Annotated in this window: 19 protein-coding genes; 14 read left to right on the top strand and 5 right to left on the bottom strand. The window is 39.2% G+C overall.

Translation table 11 applies throughout. From position 1 onward, the window contains the following. Window positions 1–45: 45 nt before the first annotated feature. Both MR041_RS03060 and MR041_RS03055 read right to left on the bottom strand, forming a co-directional pair. The gene (locus MR041_RS03060) at window positions 46–1,590 is read right to left on the bottom strand and encodes an Rne/Rng family ribonuclease (protein WP_242092112.1); all 1,545 of its coding nucleotides are present in this window, start codon (window positions 1,588–1,590) and stop codon (window positions 46–48) included. A gap of 411 nt (window positions 1,591–2,001) precedes the next feature. Beyond that, a complete protein-coding gene (locus MR041_RS03055; protein WP_242092111.1) occupies window positions 2,002–2,292 on the bottom strand; it encodes an HU family DNA-binding protein in 291 nt (96 codons plus the stop codon). Window positions 2,293–2,427: 135 nt separating this feature from the next. Between MR041_RS03055 and mutY the strand changes: the two genes are divergently transcribed. From mutY to gldD, 4 genes are all read left to right on the top strand, one after another. Further along, window positions 2,428–3,474 (top strand): A/G-specific adenine glycosylase, encoded by a 1,047-nt coding sequence (gene mutY / locus MR041_RS03050; protein ID WP_277926307.1) that lies wholly within the window; start codon window positions 2,428–2,430, stop codon window positions 3,472–3,474. 90 nt (window positions 3,475–3,564) lie between these two features. Further along, window positions 3,565–4,011: a single-stranded DNA-binding protein gene (locus MR041_RS03045; protein ID WP_242092109.1), complete on the top strand. Its 447-nt coding sequence runs from the start codon at window positions 3,565–3,567 to the stop codon at window positions 4,009–4,011. Window positions 4,012–4,048: 37 nt separating this feature from the next. Further along, the gene (locus MR041_RS03040) at window positions 4,049–5,377 is read left to right on the top strand and encodes a gliding motility-associated protein GldE (protein ID WP_242092108.1); all 1,329 of its coding nucleotides are present in this window, start codon (window positions 4,049–4,051) and stop codon (window positions 5,375–5,377) included. Between the two features lie 41 nt (window positions 5,378–5,418). Continuing rightward, window positions 5,419–6,033, top strand: coding sequence for a gliding motility lipoprotein GldD (gene gldD / locus MR041_RS03035; RefSeq protein WP_479686165.1), 615 nt, complete (start codon window positions 5,419–5,421; stop codon window positions 6,031–6,033). A 66-nt stretch (window positions 6,034–6,099) separates the two neighbouring features. Here the strand turns inward: gldD and MR041_RS03030 are convergent, their stop codons facing one another. Continuing rightward, the gene (locus tag MR041_RS03030; protein WP_242092106.1) at window positions 6,100–6,480 is read right to left on the bottom strand and encodes a heavy-metal-associated domain-containing protein; all 381 of its coding nucleotides are present in this window, start codon (window positions 6,478–6,480) and stop codon (window positions 6,100–6,102) included. A gap of 249 nt (window positions 6,481–6,729) precedes the next feature. Here MR041_RS03030 and MR041_RS03025 point away from each other — a divergent pair, with 249 nt between their 5' ends. The 3 genes from MR041_RS03025 (at window position 6,730) to rpmA (ending at window position 8,096) form a co-directional block, all read left to right on the top strand. Then, complete coding sequence (locus MR041_RS03025; RefSeq protein WP_242092105.1) at window positions 6,730–7,179, top strand: DUF4199 family protein; 450 nt, start codon at window positions 6,730–6,732, stop codon at window positions 7,177–7,179. Window positions 7,180–7,279: 100 nt separating this feature from the next. After that, entirely contained in the window at window positions 7,280–7,810 is a 531-nt protein-coding gene (gene rplU, locus MR041_RS03020; protein WP_242092104.1) for a 50S ribosomal protein L21, read from the top strand. 25 nt (window positions 7,811–7,835) lie between these two features. Further along, complete coding sequence (gene rpmA, locus MR041_RS03015) at window positions 7,836–8,096, top strand: 50S ribosomal protein L27 (RefSeq protein ID WP_242092103.1); 261 nt, start codon at window positions 7,836–7,838, stop codon at window positions 8,094–8,096. Window positions 8,097–8,311: 215 nt separating this feature from the next. On the opposite strand, the gene MR041_RS03010 is transcribed toward rpmA, so the two are convergent. Together MR041_RS03010 and ahcY are read right to left on the bottom strand one after the other, a co-directional pair. Beyond that, window positions 8,312–8,797 carry a DUF1569 domain-containing protein gene (locus tag MR041_RS03010; RefSeq protein WP_242092102.1) on the bottom strand — a complete coding sequence of 162 codons (486 nt, stop codon included), beginning with the start codon at window positions 8,795–8,797 and terminating at the stop codon, window positions 8,312–8,314. A 122-nt stretch (window positions 8,798–8,919) separates the two neighbouring features. Beyond that, window positions 8,920–10,236 (bottom strand): adenosylhomocysteinase, encoded by a 1,317-nt coding sequence (gene ahcY, locus MR041_RS03005; protein WP_242092101.1) that lies wholly within the window; start codon window positions 10,234–10,236, stop codon window positions 8,920–8,922. Window positions 10,237–10,367: 131 nt separating this feature from the next. Between ahcY and MR041_RS03000 the strand changes: the two genes are divergently transcribed. The 7 genes from MR041_RS03000 to arfB all read left to right on the top strand — a co-directional run bounded on the left by MR041_RS03000 (window position 10,368) and on the right by arfB (window position 15,250). Beyond that, the gene (locus MR041_RS03000) at window positions 10,368–11,000 is read left to right on the top strand and encodes a 4'-phosphopantetheinyl transferase family protein (RefSeq protein WP_242092100.1); all 633 of its coding nucleotides are present in this window, start codon (window positions 10,368–10,370) and stop codon (window positions 10,998–11,000) included. 14 nt (window positions 11,001–11,014) lie between these two features. Beyond that, a complete protein-coding gene (locus tag MR041_RS02995; RefSeq protein WP_242092099.1) occupies window positions 11,015–11,749 on the top strand; it encodes a phosphoglycerol geranylgeranyltransferase in 735 nt (244 codons plus the stop codon). Window positions 11,750–11,795: 46 nt separating this feature from the next. Next, the gene (locus MR041_RS02990; protein WP_242092098.1) at window positions 11,796–12,056 is read left to right on the top strand and encodes a thiamine-binding protein; all 261 of its coding nucleotides are present in this window, start codon (window positions 11,796–11,798) and stop codon (window positions 12,054–12,056) included. Next, window positions 12,040–12,672 carry a nicotinamide riboside transporter PnuC gene (gene pnuC, locus MR041_RS02985; RefSeq protein ID WP_242092097.1) on the top strand — a complete coding sequence of 211 codons (633 nt, stop codon included), beginning with the start codon at window positions 12,040–12,042 and terminating at the stop codon, window positions 12,670–12,672. Before MR041_RS02990 ends, pnuC begins: the two co-directional genes overlap by 17 nt. Beyond that, window positions 12,633–13,226, top strand: a complete 594-nt coding sequence (locus MR041_RS02980; RefSeq protein WP_242092096.1) for an AAA family ATPase — start codon at window positions 12,633–12,635, stop codon at window positions 13,224–13,226. Before pnuC ends, MR041_RS02980 begins: the two co-directional genes overlap by 40 nt. Beyond that, entirely contained in the window at window positions 13,210–14,763 is a 1,554-nt protein-coding gene (locus tag MR041_RS02975) for a DUF4301 family protein (protein WP_242092095.1), read from the top strand. The genes MR041_RS02980 and MR041_RS02975 overlap by 17 nt, the downstream gene beginning before the upstream one ends. Before the next feature lie 76 nt (window positions 14,764–14,839). Beyond that, entirely contained in the window at window positions 14,840–15,250 is a 411-nt protein-coding gene (gene arfB, locus MR041_RS02970; protein ID WP_242092094.1) for an alternative ribosome rescue aminoacyl-tRNA hydrolase ArfB, read from the top strand. Window positions 15,251–15,298: the final 48 nt, after the last annotated feature.

The raw sequence follows: 15,298 nt of genomic DNA, 5'->3' as shown, positions 1-15,298 counted from the left end.
ATAACAAAAAACCCGCTAACTTTAACAAGTTGCGGGTTTTTTTAATTATTTAATTTGATTACCATCTTTATCGAAAAAGTGGTATTCCAGATAGGTGTAAGCATCTCTTGGTAAAATTTTAACCCATTTTTTGTGTTCAAAAAACCATTTTGAACGTACAGATGGAAAACCTTTTGTTAAAAAGGCTGCTATAAAAGGATGTGTGTTTAAGGTCACCTTTTTATAGTCTTTTTTGAATAGTCGTTCAAGATCGTGCGTAATTTTTTGTACCAGGCCTATAGGGGCCTCTACCTCAGATCCGTTAATCCCGTTAGGGTTTTCCTCTCGGGTTTTAATGTTCATTTCCGGGCGTACACGCTGTCTTGTTATTTGTATCAGACCGAATTTGCTTGGTGGTAATATTTTGTGTTTAGCTCTGTCGTCCTTCATTTCATCGCGAAGGTGATTAAACAAGGTCTGTCTGTTACCGGCCCTGGTCATATCTATAAAATCGATGACAATAATACCACCCATGTCACGCAAGCGTAACTGTCGGGCAATTTCAGTTGCAGCAATTAAATTGACTTCCAGTGCTGTATCCTCCTGGCTGTTGGCCTTATTAGACCGGTTACCGCTGTTTACATCTATAACATGCAGGGCTTCGGTATGTTCTATTACCAAATAAGCGCCTTTCGCCATCGAAACGGTTTTACCGAAAGAGGTTTTTATTTGTCTTTCAATCCCAAATTTTTCAAAAATGGGAACATTAGACTGATACAATTTAACTATGGATTCTTTTTTCGGTGCAATTTCCTGCACATAATCTTTTATTTGATAGTAAAGCGCTTCATCATCTACAGTAATTCCGGTAAAGGTGTCGTTAAATATGTCTCGTAAAATGGACGAGGCCTTATTCATTTCACCTAAAACCTTACTCGGGTGATGTGCTCTGTGTAGCTTTTTACACATCGCTGTCCAACGGTTCAGCAAATGTTGTAAATCCTTATCTAGTTCAGCTACTTTTTTGCCTTGTGCTACAGTACGAACAATAATTCCGAACCCTTGAGGTACAATACTTTTTACCAATCGTTTTAAGCGGTCTTTTTCATCCTTATCTTCAATTTTTTGTGAAATCGAGATACGGCTCGAAAAAGGAACTAAAACAATATATCTACCGGCAATGGAAAGTTCTGAACTTATCCTGGGCCCCTTTGTAGATATGGGTTCTTTTACTATTTGTACTAATAGCGATTGATTAGATTTTAAGACATCGGCAATTTTACCGTTTTTATCGATGTCTTTTTCAAATGGGAAATTCTTTAAAGAAAAATCTCTTAGTTTACCTGTGCTTACACGTTTTGTGAATTTCAGAAGCGAAGGGAGTTTAGGCCCTAAATCATGATAGTGCAAAAACGCATCTTTCTCATAACCCACATTAACAAATGCGGCGTTTAGTCCTGGAACAGCTTTTCGTATTTTGGCTATAAACACATCGCCAACAGAAAAGTTGTTACTATCTTCATCCTTCTGTAATTCAATAAGTTTTCCATCTTTTAATAAGGCAAAATCAACATCGTTGGAACTAGATCGAATGATCAATTCTTTTTCCATTTGGTTAATTTTTATCCCGCCTTGCGGGATGGATTAAACAATATTTTATATCTGAAGGTTTAAGAAAAAGCTAAACTTTCAGATCAACACCCTGATTACGTCTACTTAAAAGTCAAGTGTGCAATCGGTGTTGTTTCACAGGATTTTTTAAATCCGACGAGCTTCTATTTGAGAAAGCTCATTTCAAAGAACGTTTTTGAGTACTTTAAAACCGAAAAAAGTAGTTGCCCTAACTACTTTTTCGGTTTATTTTTTCTTTTTATGACGGTTAGCGCGCCTGCGTTTTTTTCTTTTATGCGTCGCTACCTTATGTCTTTTGCGTTTTTTACCACTTGGCATAAATAGTGTCTTTAATTATTAATACTTCTTATAAACTGATCCCGAAATATATCAGGACAGCATATCTATTTTTTATTTTACTTCCACATTGGTTTTCACACCTTCAACAAACACTTTTGCAGGCTTAAATGCAGGGATGTTATGAGCTGGAATTTTAATAGTTGTGTTTTTGGAAATGTTCCTTCCTGTTTTTTCAGCTCGGGTCTTAATGATGAAGCTTCCAAAACCTCTAAGATATACATTATCACCGCCTTCCAAAGAAGATTTTACTTCTTCCATAAATGTTTCAATAGTCGCTTGAACATCACCTTTTTCAATTCCTAATTTGTCAGAAATTTTTGCTACTAAATCAGCCTTCGTCATTTTTATATTTTATTTATTAGTTATTATTATGGTTTTAAAAGGGATGCAAATATAGGAATTTAAAATTCAATATTTCAAACCTAATTCATTAAAATTTAAGATAATAAACGTTTATTTTTACGCTTTGATGAATTTATGGCTACTCGATTTTCAAATATTTTAATGCATTGGTATTCAGTTAATAAGCGTAGCCTGCCTTGGCGAGAGACCACCCATCCTTATCCTATTTGGCTCTCCGAAATTATTTTGCAACAAACACAGGTAGCACAGGGCCTTCCCTATTATGAGTCTTTTTTAAGCCATTATCCTACCGTATTTCATCTTGCCAGGGCCGAAGAGAGTGAAGTCCTGAAATTATGGCAGGGCCTGGGCTATTATTCCAGGGCCAGGAATTTGCATGCTACTGCCAAATTTATTGTTAATGAGCTGCAGGGTGAATTCCCGAAGCAATATAAAGATTTGATTAAATTGAAGGGGGTGGGCGATTATACCGCGAGCGCGATTGCGTCCATATGTTTTAATGAACCTGCTGCGGTGGTCGATGGAAATGTATATCGGGTACTTTCAAGATATTTTGGAATAAGCACTCCTGTGAATACCGCTGAAGGGACAACAACATTTAAAAGGCTGGCCCAAGATTTAATCGATAAAGATCGTCCTGCCCAATTCAATCAGGCCATTATGGAGTTTGGAGCCATACAATGTCGACCCAAAAACCCGGATTGTAAGGATTGTCCGCTTAACGCGCATTGCGTGGCCTACCACCAAAACAAAGTGGATGTATTACCCATTAAGCTCAAAAAAACGAGAATAAAGAAACGGTATTTTAATTTTTTGGTGTTTTTATCGAATGACGGGAAAACCGTTCTTGAGAAGCGAACCGACAAAGGCATTTGGCAGAATTTATATCAATTTCCGCTCATAGAAACCAAAAAGGAAACAGGCTATAAGACCTTGAAGGCCCTGCTGAAGGATCATAAGATGTTAAAGGATAAAAAATTTGAACTGCATTTATTCAATGATCAAATGGTGATTCATAAACTGTCTCATCAACATTTATATACAAAATTCTGGATTCTGAGGGTCGATAATTTGGAGGATCAGGCGATTTTGATTCGGAATATTCATAATTTTGCCGTTCCGGTCTTAATAGGAAATTTTATAGAGGCCTTTAATTTTTAATCGAATCGTAAAGGCAATCATATTTTTTTATTAATTTTAAAAAAATGCAAAGCAAATAACTAATTTTGCTTTCTAAAAATTAAAAAAGTTATGTCTGGGACATTGAATAAAGTCATGCTGATTGGGCATTTAGGAGATGAAGTGAAAATGCATTATTTTGAAGGGGGTGGTTGTGTTGGACGTTTTCCTTTAGCTACCAACGAAACCTATACAAACAGGCAAACCAACGAGCGCATTACCAATACCGAATGGCATAATATTGTGGTACGTAATAAAGGTGCGGAAATTTGTGAGAAGTATTTGAGCAAAGGCGATAAAGTCTACATTGAAGGACGTCTTAAAACAAGAAAATGGCAAGACGAAAAGGGCAATGACAGATACTCGACAGAAATTCAATGTACCGATTTTACGTTTCTAACAACAAAAGCCGAGAGCGAAGCCAATGCCGTTGGTCCGGCATCTCCGTCTCAGGAGAAAAGCGTTCAGGAGCCCAGTATTGAGCCGATAAGTGATGAAGATGATGATCTTCCATTTTAGGAAATGATCATTTTTTGTTTAACCAATTTCTAATTGTTTGGATCCCGACCCTTCGAGTTGCACCTCATTGTTTCTGGCCATTGATTTTTCAATGACCTTCGGTTTTGTCTTGTTAATTCTGCTATTAATATGTTCGGCCCTGATATCTGGAGCCGAGGTGGCCCTGTTCTCTCTTAATCGAACCGATATTGAGGATGGACTGGAACAGAATCCAAAACGTATTCAGATCATTTCCCAACTGTTGGACCGGCCTAAAAAACTACTGGCTACGATATTGGTGGCTAATAATTTCATTAACATCGCTATCGTTATATTATTTGCATTTCTTGGGGAGACCCTATTCAGTCATGTCGATTTAGTCTTCGATCTGTATGTGTTCAAGATAAGTTTGAAATTTCTTCTGGAGGTTATCTTAGTGACGTTTCTTATTTTATTGTTTGGTGAGATCCTGCCCAAGATATATGCCAGTCGGAATAAGCTTAAATTTGCTAGTTTCATGGCCTATCCGCTACGCTTTTTAGACCTCTTTTTTTCTCCGATTAGTTTGCCTATGCGCAGCGCTACACTGGCGATACACAATAGGTTCGGGAAAAAGAAATCAAATCTGAGTGTCGATCAGTTATCCCAGGCACTTGAACTCACCAGTGAGGAGGACACCACCAAGGAAGAACAAAAGATTTTAAAGGGGATCGTATCGTTTGGCAATACCGACACCAAACAGGTTATGCGACCACGCATTGATATATTTGCCTTGAGCATAGATTCAAAATACACCGAAATAATGCCCGAGATCATCGCTAATGGCTATTCCAGGATACCTATTTATCACGACAACATAGACAACATCAAGGGCATACTCTATGTGAAGGACTTATTACCCTATATCGACAGAAAGCAGTTCGATTGGACCAAACTCATAAGAGAACCCTTTTTTGTTCCGGAGAATAAGAAACTGGATGATCTCATGGCGGAGTTTCAGGAAAAGAAAGTGCATTTAGCCGTGGTGGTCGACGAATATGGGGGCACTTCCGGTTTAATTAGTTTGGAGGATATTATCGAAGAAATCGTTGGTGATATCAGTGATGAGTTCGACGATGAAGATCTGATGTATTCCAAACTCGATGATAAAAACTTTGTTTTTGAAGGGAAGACCGCATTGAAGGATTTTTATAAGATTACGAAAATTGAGGACGAATCGCTGTTTGAAGCCAATAAAGGTGAAGCAGAAACAATAGCCGGTTTTGTGCTTGAAATTTCAGGGAGTTTCCCAAAATTGAACAGTAAAATACATTTTGAAGATTACGTTTTTACCATCGAGGCTCTGGACAAAAAGCGTATCAAGCTCTTAAAGTTTACCATAAAATAGAAGAAGGCCAAATGACAACTAAAACTGAACATGCTATACCTATGAACTACAACAGACGTGTTGCTAATTTAGTGATAGCCCTTATTCTGATGCAAAGTTTTGGGATGTTGTCCTGTAAAGATAATCCTGTACCCAAACCAAGAGCGTTTTTGAGACTGGAATACCCTCAGGCTGACTATACCAGGGTGGACATTGACCTGCCCTTTACATTTGAAAAAAACAATTGGGCCACCAAATTGTCGGTTAGGGAGGTGGAAGGCACGACCCGGAGTTATGGAATAGATTTGTCGTATCCGAATATGAAGGGAACCATTTACCTGACCTACAAGGCCATTGAAGGACGCAGGGAAAATCTAATTGCTTTTTTAAAGGATGCACAAAATTTCACCCAGAAGCATACCATAAAAGCGGATGAAATACGGGAACAGGCCTTTATTTATGATAAGAAAAAACTGTACGGGATGTTTTACGAGGTAGGGGGTAATGCAGCCTCCCAGTCCCAGTTTTACGTTACAGACAGCATGCGTCATTTTTTAACCGGGTCACTCTATTTCTATGCGAAACCGAACTACGACTCCATATTACCGGCAGCACACTATTTACAACAGGATATAAAGCACATCATGGAAACGGTGCAATGGCAATCCATCGAATAATACAGAACGCTTCAGCCAAATTCGCGTTTAAGCCGATCGGTCCCTATCAATACAATGGGTCAGTAATTATTGTGATGAAAAAGCGTCAACCGTTTTCATATCCTTGACGGTGTACAGATCGGCAACATCAGTTACCGTTTTGATCAATGCATCTGGATTGACAAGGGCATCATTATATTCGACCATGGCCAATTTCTTATCAAAATCAACTTTGGCATAGGTAACCCCTTCCATTTTAGCAATTTTTTTCTCAATAGTTGCAGCACAGCCAATCGCACAGGTCATACCTTCAACAGTGAATTCGGCCTTGGCATAGGACGCATTGGGATCTTTTGTGACGACGGGAGTTGCCTGTACCGTTTTAACTTCGGGTTGCACCTCATTTTTACAACTTGCCAGTAGTAAAACCAGTAACGTGCAGGTCAGTATATGCTTAAAATAATTCATAAGTTCAATTAAAGATTAGACAATGTAATGCTATCTTTTTCGTATGATTTCAAACACAAAATTAAGGATTTATAACTTAACGGAAAATGTTTTAGCCTTTTTAAAAATTGTTTTATTCGGTATTTTTCACGACATTTAAAAGGATCATTCCAGTTTAAATATAAACGTATCGGGATAGAATAAATCGAATTTAGCCGAATAAAAAGTGGTGTTCAAAAAAATATTTTGCTAACAAAAAAACAGAATTAGATGAAAGAATTATCCCTTCCCTTGCGCTTTGGTTTGGTTACAAGCGCTGTATTGATAGCTTATTTTTTAGTACTGGCCTTGTTTCATAGGCATACAAATCCTGTTTTCAGTTTTTTTAATGCTGTAATTACCGCCTTCGGAATTTTTGAGGCCATTAGGGTTTATAAATTACAAAACGGGGAAACCTTTACATATGCCGATGGCTTTAAAACGGGTCTGATTACAGGAGGAGTAGCGACCATCTTATTTACAGTTTTTTTTCTTTTATATGCCACCGAAATTAATGCCGAATTCATTCCTGAATTGCTGGCAACTATTAAAGGCGGTTTTGACACCAACGTGGGGATGATCACTGCAGTTGTTGCTATTATGGGTTTCGCAACAACGGTCGTATGCACACTTACCGTAATGCAATTATTTAAAAACAGCAAAAACATGCGCTCAAAATAGCCAAAACGTTTGTAGTTTAATTAATTAGCAGTATATTTGCACCCGCCTTCCGACAGGCAGGCACAATATTTCATAAACTTATTAATAAAAACGTTACGCTATGTACGCAATTGTAGAGATAGCAGGGCAACAATTTAAAGTTAAAAAAGACCAAAAAGTTTTTGTTAATCGTTTGCAGGCTGAAGAAGGTAAGAAAGTAGATTTTGACAATGTTCTTTTGGTTGGCGATGGTGACAAGGTAACTATTGGCGCCCCGGCTATAGACGGAGCACAGGTAAGTGCGAAAGTCTTAAAGCACCTTAAAGGTGATAAGGTTATAGTTTTCAAAAAGAAAAGACGAAAAGGGTATCGGGTAAAAAATGGCCATCGTCAGGCTCTAACAGAAATTATAATTGAAGGTATTGCAGCCTCCGGAGCCAAACCTTCTGCAAGTAAGACAACAAAAGCAGATGTTTCAACTGCGCCTGTTGAGAAGAAAGCAGCGCCAAAAGCAGAGGGACCTAAAAAGGAAGAAACAACTCAGGATTTAAGCAAACTAACTGTTGCTGAATTGAGAGAAATGGCAAAAGCTAAAGGACTAACAGGGTATTCTTCCATGAAGAAAGCCGAGTTAATTGCCGCATTAAGTTAATACAAAAACATAAAATCGAAATACAATGGCACATAAAAAAGGAGTTGGAAGTTCGAAAAACGGTAGAGAATCAGAATCGAAACGCCTAGGGGTTAAGATTTTTGGAGGTCAGGCTGCAGTAGCAGGAAATATTATCGTTAGACAAAGAGGTAATACGCACCATGCGGGTGATAATGTATATGCCGGTAAAGATCATACCTTACATGCCCAAGTCGATGGTATTGTAAAGTTTACCAAGAAAAAAGACAACAAGTCTTATGTTTCAATAGATCCATTTGAAGCTTAAGAACCGCTTTATTACAATCGATTAAACCCTTTCTGAACTCAGAAAGGGTTTTTTGTTTTGGCACGGGAAATTGGATTGATAAAGCATGGGAATGAGATGCGACTTCAATAGATCAATGGCGGGCTATTTAGCTGGTCCGATGGCATGCACAACCAACTGACAGATCAACCATATCCTTAGGGCATGTCATGGAAAGGCATTGGAAAATCGATGCATTAATCCTGTACGCTGAGAATGTCCTTCACAATTTTCAAATGATGTTTGGTATGCATTTCCAAGAATCGGAGCGTTTGATGTTTTGATAACATGCCGAAGACAAAATGTTTAAAATAGGCTCTTTTAGGAAGGGACTTTAGTATTTCAATATGCCGCTTTGCCATAGTTATCTGATCTTTTAGGTCCCCGCTGGTAATAACTTCTGGTGGTAATACGAATTTAGGGGCTCTGGCCCTGCCTCTCGGTATGTAACATATGGGGAATAGTACAGTACGCCAGAAATTAAATTGATGTCTATATGCTTTTGGATCTGAATTCGCAATGGAATCACTTACGGCATTAAACACTTTTAGCGAATGATCCAACTGCCAGCCCACTGTGGCTTTAGAGACGCTGGTCGCTTTCTTGTCCTTTAGAGGGATGTAGGCCTCTATAGTGGTAAGGAGCTGATTTAAGATATGTATCCGTTTAAATTCACTGTTCATTGTCCTATGGGTTTTAGAAAGGGGAGTCATTTAAATTAATAAAAAAAACCCATACATTGGGTATGGGTTTCTACTATGCTGTTATGCTAACATCCTGACAGCGATCAGAACATGAAGCCTATTTAGTATCTGTAATAATCCGGTTTGAACGGTCCTTCAACCTTAACGCCAATGTATTCGGCCTGGTCCTCACGAAGCTCGGTCAATTCAACACCAATTTTTGCAAGATGCAATTTGGCCACTTTTTCATCCAAATGCTTGGGTAACATATACACCTTATTCTCGTATCGGTCACTATGGTTCCAAAGTTCAATTTGAGCCAGGGTCTGGTTTGTAAAGGAATTACTCATTACAAAACTCGGATGTCCCGTCGCACAACCCAGATTGACCAGCCTGCCTTCGGCAAGAATGATAACGTCTTTACCATCAATGGTATATTTATCGACCTGAGGCTTAATGGTATTCTTGGTGTGGCCATAATTTTTGTTCAACCAGGCGATATCAATTTCATTGTCGAAATGCCCAATATTGCAAACTATGGCTTTATCTTTCAAGGCCTTGAAATGAGCACCTGTAACGATATCCTTATTACCTGTTGTCGTAATTACGATATCGGCTTTTGGCGCAACTGTTTCCAGTTTTTTAACTTCAAAGCCATCCATTGCGGCCTGAAGTGCACAAATGGGATCAATTTCAGTAACCGTTACAATACTCCCTGCTCCCCTGAATGAAGCCGCTGTCCCTTTACCAACATCACCATAACCACAAACAACCACGCGTTTTCCGGCGAGCATGACATCGGTAGCACGTCGAATGGCGTCTACAGCACTCTCCCTGCACCCGTATTTGTTGTCGAACTTACTTTTGGTGACACTGTCATTAACATTTATTGCCGGCATTGGTAAGGTTCCGTGTTTTACACGCTCATACAGTCTGTGAACGCCCGTAGTGGTTTCCTCACTCAAACCTTTGATCCCTGATGCCAGCTCAGGGTAATGGTCCAACACCATATTGGTTAAATCCCCGCCATCATCCAGAATCATGTTCAGAGGTTTTCTGTCTTCACCAAAAAACAAGGTTTGTTCTATACACCAGTCAAATTCCTTTTCGGTCATATCTTTCCATGCGTATACCGATGTTCCGGCGGCCGCAATGGCAGCTGCTGCATGATCCTGAGTCGAGAAGATGTTACAGGAGCTCCAGGTCACCTCGGCCCCCAGGGCCTGCAAGGTTTCTATCAATACCGCAGTTTGAATGGTCATGTGTAAACATCCGGCAATCCGAGCGCCTTTTAAGGGTTTTTCCTCGCCATATTCTTTTCGCAAGCTCATAAGTCCCGGCATTTCAGCTTCAGCTAATTCAATCTCTTTCCTGCCCCAATCTGCCAAGGAGATATCCTTTACCTTGTACTGTACATATGGAATTGTTTTCGTATTCATATTTTTCTTTCTCTATTTTAAAATGTTACTAGCCTTTGGGTTTAAGGGGTAAATAGTTAACTTCGCAAAGTCAAAAATACCAATTGTGCCTAAGGCGGTGCAAAGATAACCAATAACTTTCAGATTATTAAATGCCTCTGTTTAAAACTATTGCTGTTAATTCACAAACTACTGTTAAAATCTGGAAGATCACAGAATCATTTGAGGATTTAAAACGAAAGGTGCGTCTTAATCCGGAAAACGAACAACGGGTTTCGGGTATGAAAAGTGAGATCCATCAACGGGGCTTCCTAAGTGTAAGGTGTTTACTCCAGTCTTTCGACTATTCTGATGCCGATCTCTATTATGACAATTTCGGGAAACCCCACCTTAAGGATGGTACTTATATATCTGTAACCCATTCTTTTCAGTTTTCAGCGGTCATTTTAAGCAATGAACCGGTGGGGATTGATCTGGAAAAGCAACGTCCCAAAATAGCATTGATCGCCCATAAGTTTATTGATTATGAATTCGATTATCTCAAGGAGAACGATTCAGATTACATCAAAAATTTAACCGTTCTGTGGTGTATCAAGGAAGCCCTTTACAAGCTTTATGCTACACCGGGGTTAAGTTTTAAAAACCATTGTCTGGTGATTCCATTTTCTTATGACGAGGATGATACCACGGCATGGATCGATTTTGAGAATAGTAAACGTAAATATAGGGCACATCGATTGGAGTTTGAGGGCTTTACTTGTGCCTATGCCTTACAGCATAATTAAAATAGTCGATTTTTGTGACTCAAAAGAACGCCATTCATGACAATCTGTTAAATTCAATTACAGCCGGAAAAAGACTTTTGGCGGTGTTAATCGATCCTGATAAGTTTTGTGTCCAAAATAGCAATGGTTTTTTTGAAAAGGTAAATGCATCGGTTGCGACTCATATTTTTGTCGGAGGAAGTACTGTCGAGGACCATAGAACAGCCCCTGTTATTAAGGCCGTTAAGTCACATACGGATTTGCCTGTAGTATTATTTCCCGGTGATGTGACCCAACTCACCGACAATGCAGATGCATTACTGTTCTTGTCTTTAATTTCAGGCAGAAACCCCGACTATTTAATAGGTAAACATGTAGATGCGGTGTCGAGAATACCTCGTACGACACTGGAAATTATTTCAACGGGTTATATCTTGATTGAAAGTGGAAAAACAACAGCTGTTGAAAAGGTTACCAACACACGACCCTTATCGCGACATGATCTTGAAACCATTGTCAATACGGCAACAGCCGGAGAATTGTTAGGCATGAAGATGATCTATCTGGAGGCCGGCAGCGGTGCCCCGGAACCGATTCCACCGGCCATTATTTCCGCAACGCGAAAAGCGATTTCGATTCCGCTTATTACAGGTGGTGGGATTCGCAATAAAGAGCAGTTGGAAGACGCTTATAATGCTGGAGCGGATATGGTGGTTATAGGGACGGCATTCGAAGAAAACGAAGCGTTTTTTAACCAATTGAAAAAATAGGTTGCTCAGCTTTACAAATCTGACCAACATGATGAATAAAAAGCATATGAAGATATCAGTAGAATTAACTTTAACCCCTTTGCAGGACGATTTTGAACCGGCCATAATCCATTTCATTAAAAAATTGAGAAACTCCGGCTTGAAGGTGTTGGAAAACCCTTTAAGCACCCAGGTCTATGGCGATTATGATGTTGTCATGCAACTGCTTACTCAAGAAATTAAAGAGGCGTTCGAACTAATAGAACGCGGGTTGTTATATATGAAAATTGTGAAATCGGACCGACATAATTATGAACCCCATTTTTGATTTCTTTTTAGAACCATATTACAACAGACCAGGCTATTTAATCGTGTTGGAGGCCATTGCCTTTTTCTTTGGCATTGCGAGCGTGGTCTATGCAAAAAAAGCAAATATTTTGGTCTATCCAACAGGCCTTGTTGCCACTGTAATAACTGTTTACATCTTTTTGAAAGATGAATTAATGGGCGACATGATGATGAATTTTTATTACTCGGTAATGAGTATATATGGTTGGTGGAACTGGTCTCGAAAAAAGGAAGACACCTATGTCGTTCCCATTTCCAGGACAAACACAAAAGAGAAAATAATTGGTTTTGGGATGTTCATACTCACTATGGTTGTAACCTATATCGTCTACAGGGCCTATGGTACCGAGATCAATTCATCAAATTACATCGATATTTTTACATCAGGTGTATTTTTCACGGCCATGTGGTTTATGGCGAATAAAAAACTCGAAAACTGGACGCTGTGGATACTTGCAGATATAATTACCGTACCACTCTATGCATACAGGGGTTGGGGGATGTTATCGTTACAGTATCTTATCTTTACAGTATTGGCAATACAAGGGTATTTAGCATGGAAGAAGAACTTAAACAATCCCGGGACATCGGGATAAACTGTATCAAGGTTGTTTTATTTGGTCCCGAATCGACGGGCAAAACAACATTATCAAGACAACTGGCAAGACATTACAATTCCATATGGGTGCCGGAATATGCCCGTGAATACCTTCAGAACAAATGGAATAACGAGCGCAAGACCTGTGAGGCGGAGGATTTATTGCCGATAGCAAGAGGCCAAATGCGATTGGAAAACGAACTGGCCAAAAAAACAGATACGGTCTTGATTTGTGACACCGATCTGTTGGAAACCAAAGTGTATTCGGAGGCCTATTATTTGGGTAGTTGTGATCCGATACTTGAAAAATATGCCTTGGAAAATACCTATGATTTATATTTTTTAACATATATTGATACCCCGTGGGAAGCTGACGACTTGAGGGATAAGCCCAACCATAGGATGGAAATGTTTAGGGCATTTCAAAATGAGTTAATTAAGCAAAACAGACCATACGTATTATTGAAAGGCAGTAAGAAGGAGCGTTTAGATACTGCTGTAAAACATGTTGATGCGTTATTAAAGAAAAAAGGTATTGAAATTCACAGATAAAGATAGTACTCAAATTCGAGAAATTGGATTAACACCCGAAGCGGTAACAGGGCAGATCGACATGATAAAAAAGGGTGTTTCATATACCAATTTGGTAAAGGCGGCAACTGTTGGCGATGGTATTCTAAGGCTGTCTGAGGAAACCCAAAACCGCTATGTGTCTGTTTTTGAAGACCATCGTAACCGCTTATCCATGGTAAAATTTGTACCTGCCTCGGGTGCTGCCACCAGAATGTTCAAATTCTTATTTCAGTTTTTAAAGACTTTCGATCCGGAAAGGGATACGATCAATGCTTATATCAATAAGCACAAGCATTCCGGGCTTGCCATTTTTTTTGCAGGTTTGGAGAAACTGCCTTTTTTCGAGGATGTGGTGCACCGATTGCATGAGATTTTTTCCGATTTTAACGCGTTTTCCTACGATAAGAAACGGTTAGAGTTCATTAAAACCATGCTCGATGAAAACCGTTTGAATTACAGCTCCTTCCCCAAAGGGCTCCTGCCGTTTCACAGGTATAAACAGCATGTGGCTACCGCATTCGAAGAACATCTGTTTGAAGCCGCTCTCTACGCCATGTCGAATAAGACGGCGCATTTGCATTTCACCATTTCACCGGATCATAACAAGATATTCGACGACGAATTTAAATATATTGAAGAAGATGTTGAAAAGCAGACGAAAACAAAATTCAGTGTGTCCTTTTCAAATCAAAAAAAGTTTACAGATACCATTACCCTTACATTGGATAACGCCTTATACAGGGAACCTGATGGTAAATTGTTGTTCAGGGCATCCGGACATGGGGCCTTATTGGAAAATTTAAATGCCCTTGACTACGATATTATTTTTATTAAAAATATTGATAATGTTACCGTTTCGAAGCATCATGAAGAATTAGCCTGGTATAAAAAAGTGTTGGGTGGGGTTTTAATTGAGATACAAGGGAAAGCCTTCGATTTTTTGAAGGCCATTGATCAGGGTGATGTCAACGAAGAAAGTGCAGAACGCATACTTGAATTTTTAAAAGACACCTTCAACCTGGATATTGGTGATGCGCTTTCAGGGCTGCCTTTAAAGGATAAAATTGCGTTTTTGAAAAATCGACTCGACCGACCCATACGTGTAGGCGGAATTGTAAAGAATGAGAAAGAGCCTGGTGGAGGTCCGTTTTGGGTGCAGGATAACAATGGAAACCGCTCTTTGCAGATTGTTGAGTTTGCTCAAATCAATTTAAAGGATGATACACAGAACACGATTGTTAAGAATGCGACACATTTTAACCCTACCGATTTTGTATGTGGCATAAAGAATTATAAAGGAGAGGTGTTTAACCTTAAAGACTTTGTTGATGAAGAGGCCTATTTTGTAACGGTGAAGTCCAGATTCGATACTGATATTAAGGTGTTAGAACGACCCGGTCTCTGGAATGGGGGTATGGCACATTGGAATTCGGTGTTTGTAGAAGTGCCTATAATCACCTTTAACCCGGTTAAAACGGTTAATGATTTACTGAAAGCACCCCATCAACACCTCTGAAAATGGAAATTTCACAACATGTCAGTAATCCTGTAATGGTTTACCCTGACCTTACCTAATTACAAAATTCTGGAAATTGAGCACATGGGAACATAAGGTCATGCAAGAGCTAACTTTTAAAGCGGTTAGAAGTTCAGGTAGCGGTGGGCAACATGTCAATAAAACATCAACAAAGGTGGCGTTGGTTTTCGATTTAAATGCCTCGGCCGCCTTTAATGACGAACAGAAGCTGCTGCTGCTCAAGAAACTGAAAAAAAGAATATCAAAGGACGGACTATTGATCCTGCAGAGCGATGAGAGCCGAAGCCAACACAAAAATAAAACCATTGTTACAAGGCGTTTTATGGCCTTATTAGAGTCAGCTCTGGAAAAACCAAAAAAAAGAATTTCTACAAAAGTCCCTAAATCGGCGATTACAAAGCGACTCAAAAACAAACAAAAACAATCCGACAAAAAGGAATTCAGAAAGCCACCTGAACTTCCATAGAATTATTGTCCTTTAATTCATGGTTTATTGTCCATTGTTCATTACATT

Origin of the sequence: Aestuariivivens sediminicola (assembly GCF_022662015.1) — a bacterium.
In the GTDB taxonomy this organism is placed as follows: Bacteria; Bacteroidota; Bacteroidia; order Flavobacteriales; family Flavobacteriaceae; genus Aestuariivivens; species Aestuariivivens sediminicola.
This window is presented reverse-complemented; position numbering and strand designations above follow the sequence as displayed.

Coding starts and splice junctions, on each gene's coding strand:
- MR041_RS03055 (WP_242092111.1), bottom strand. CDS start 2,292: ATGACGAAGGCTGATTTAGTAGCAAAAATTTCTGACAAATTAGGAATT.
- MR041_RS03060 (WP_242092112.1), bottom strand. CDS start 1,590: ATGGAAAAAGAATTGATCATTCGATCTAGTTCCAACGATGTTGATTTT.
- MR041_RS03045 (WP_242092109.1), top strand. CDS start 3,565: ATGTCTGGGACATTGAATAAAGTCATGCTGATTGGGCATTTAGGAGAT.
- MR041_RS03010 (WP_242092102.1), bottom strand. CDS start 8,797: ATGAACAGTGAATTTAAACGGATACATATCTTAAATCAGCTCCTTACC.
- gldD (WP_479686165.1), top strand. CDS start 5,419: ATGAACTACAACAGACGTGTTGCTAATTTAGTGATAGCCCTTATTCTG.
- ahcY (WP_242092101.1), bottom strand. CDS start 10,236: ATGAATACGAAAACAATTCCATATGTACAGTACAAGGTAAAGGATATC.
- MR041_RS03030 (WP_242092106.1), bottom strand. CDS start 6,480: ATGAATTATTTTAAGCATATACTGACCTGCACGTTACTGGTTTTACTA.
- MR041_RS03025 (WP_242092105.1), top strand. CDS start 6,730: ATGAAAGAATTATCCCTTCCCTTGCGCTTTGGTTTGGTTACAAGCGCT.
- pnuC (WP_242092097.1), top strand. CDS start 12,040: ATGAACCCCATTTTTGATTTCTTTTTAGAACCATATTACAACAGACCA.
- mutY (WP_277926307.1), top strand. CDS start 2,428: ATGGCTACTCGATTTTCAAATATTTTAATGCATTGGTATTCAGTTAAT.
- rplU (WP_242092104.1), top strand. CDS start 7,280: ATGTACGCAATTGTAGAGATAGCAGGGCAACAATTTAAAGTTAAAAAA.
- rpmA (WP_242092103.1), top strand. CDS start 7,836: ATGGCACATAAAAAAGGAGTTGGAAGTTCGAAAAACGGTAGAGAATCA.
- MR041_RS02980 (WP_242092096.1), top strand. CDS start 12,633: ATGGAAGAAGAACTTAAACAATCCCGGGACATCGGGATAAACTGTATC.
- MR041_RS03000 (WP_242092100.1), top strand. CDS start 10,368: ATGCCTCTGTTTAAAACTATTGCTGTTAATTCACAAACTACTGTTAAA.
- MR041_RS02990 (WP_242092098.1), top strand. CDS start 11,796: ATGAAGATATCAGTAGAATTAACTTTAACCCCTTTGCAGGACGATTTT.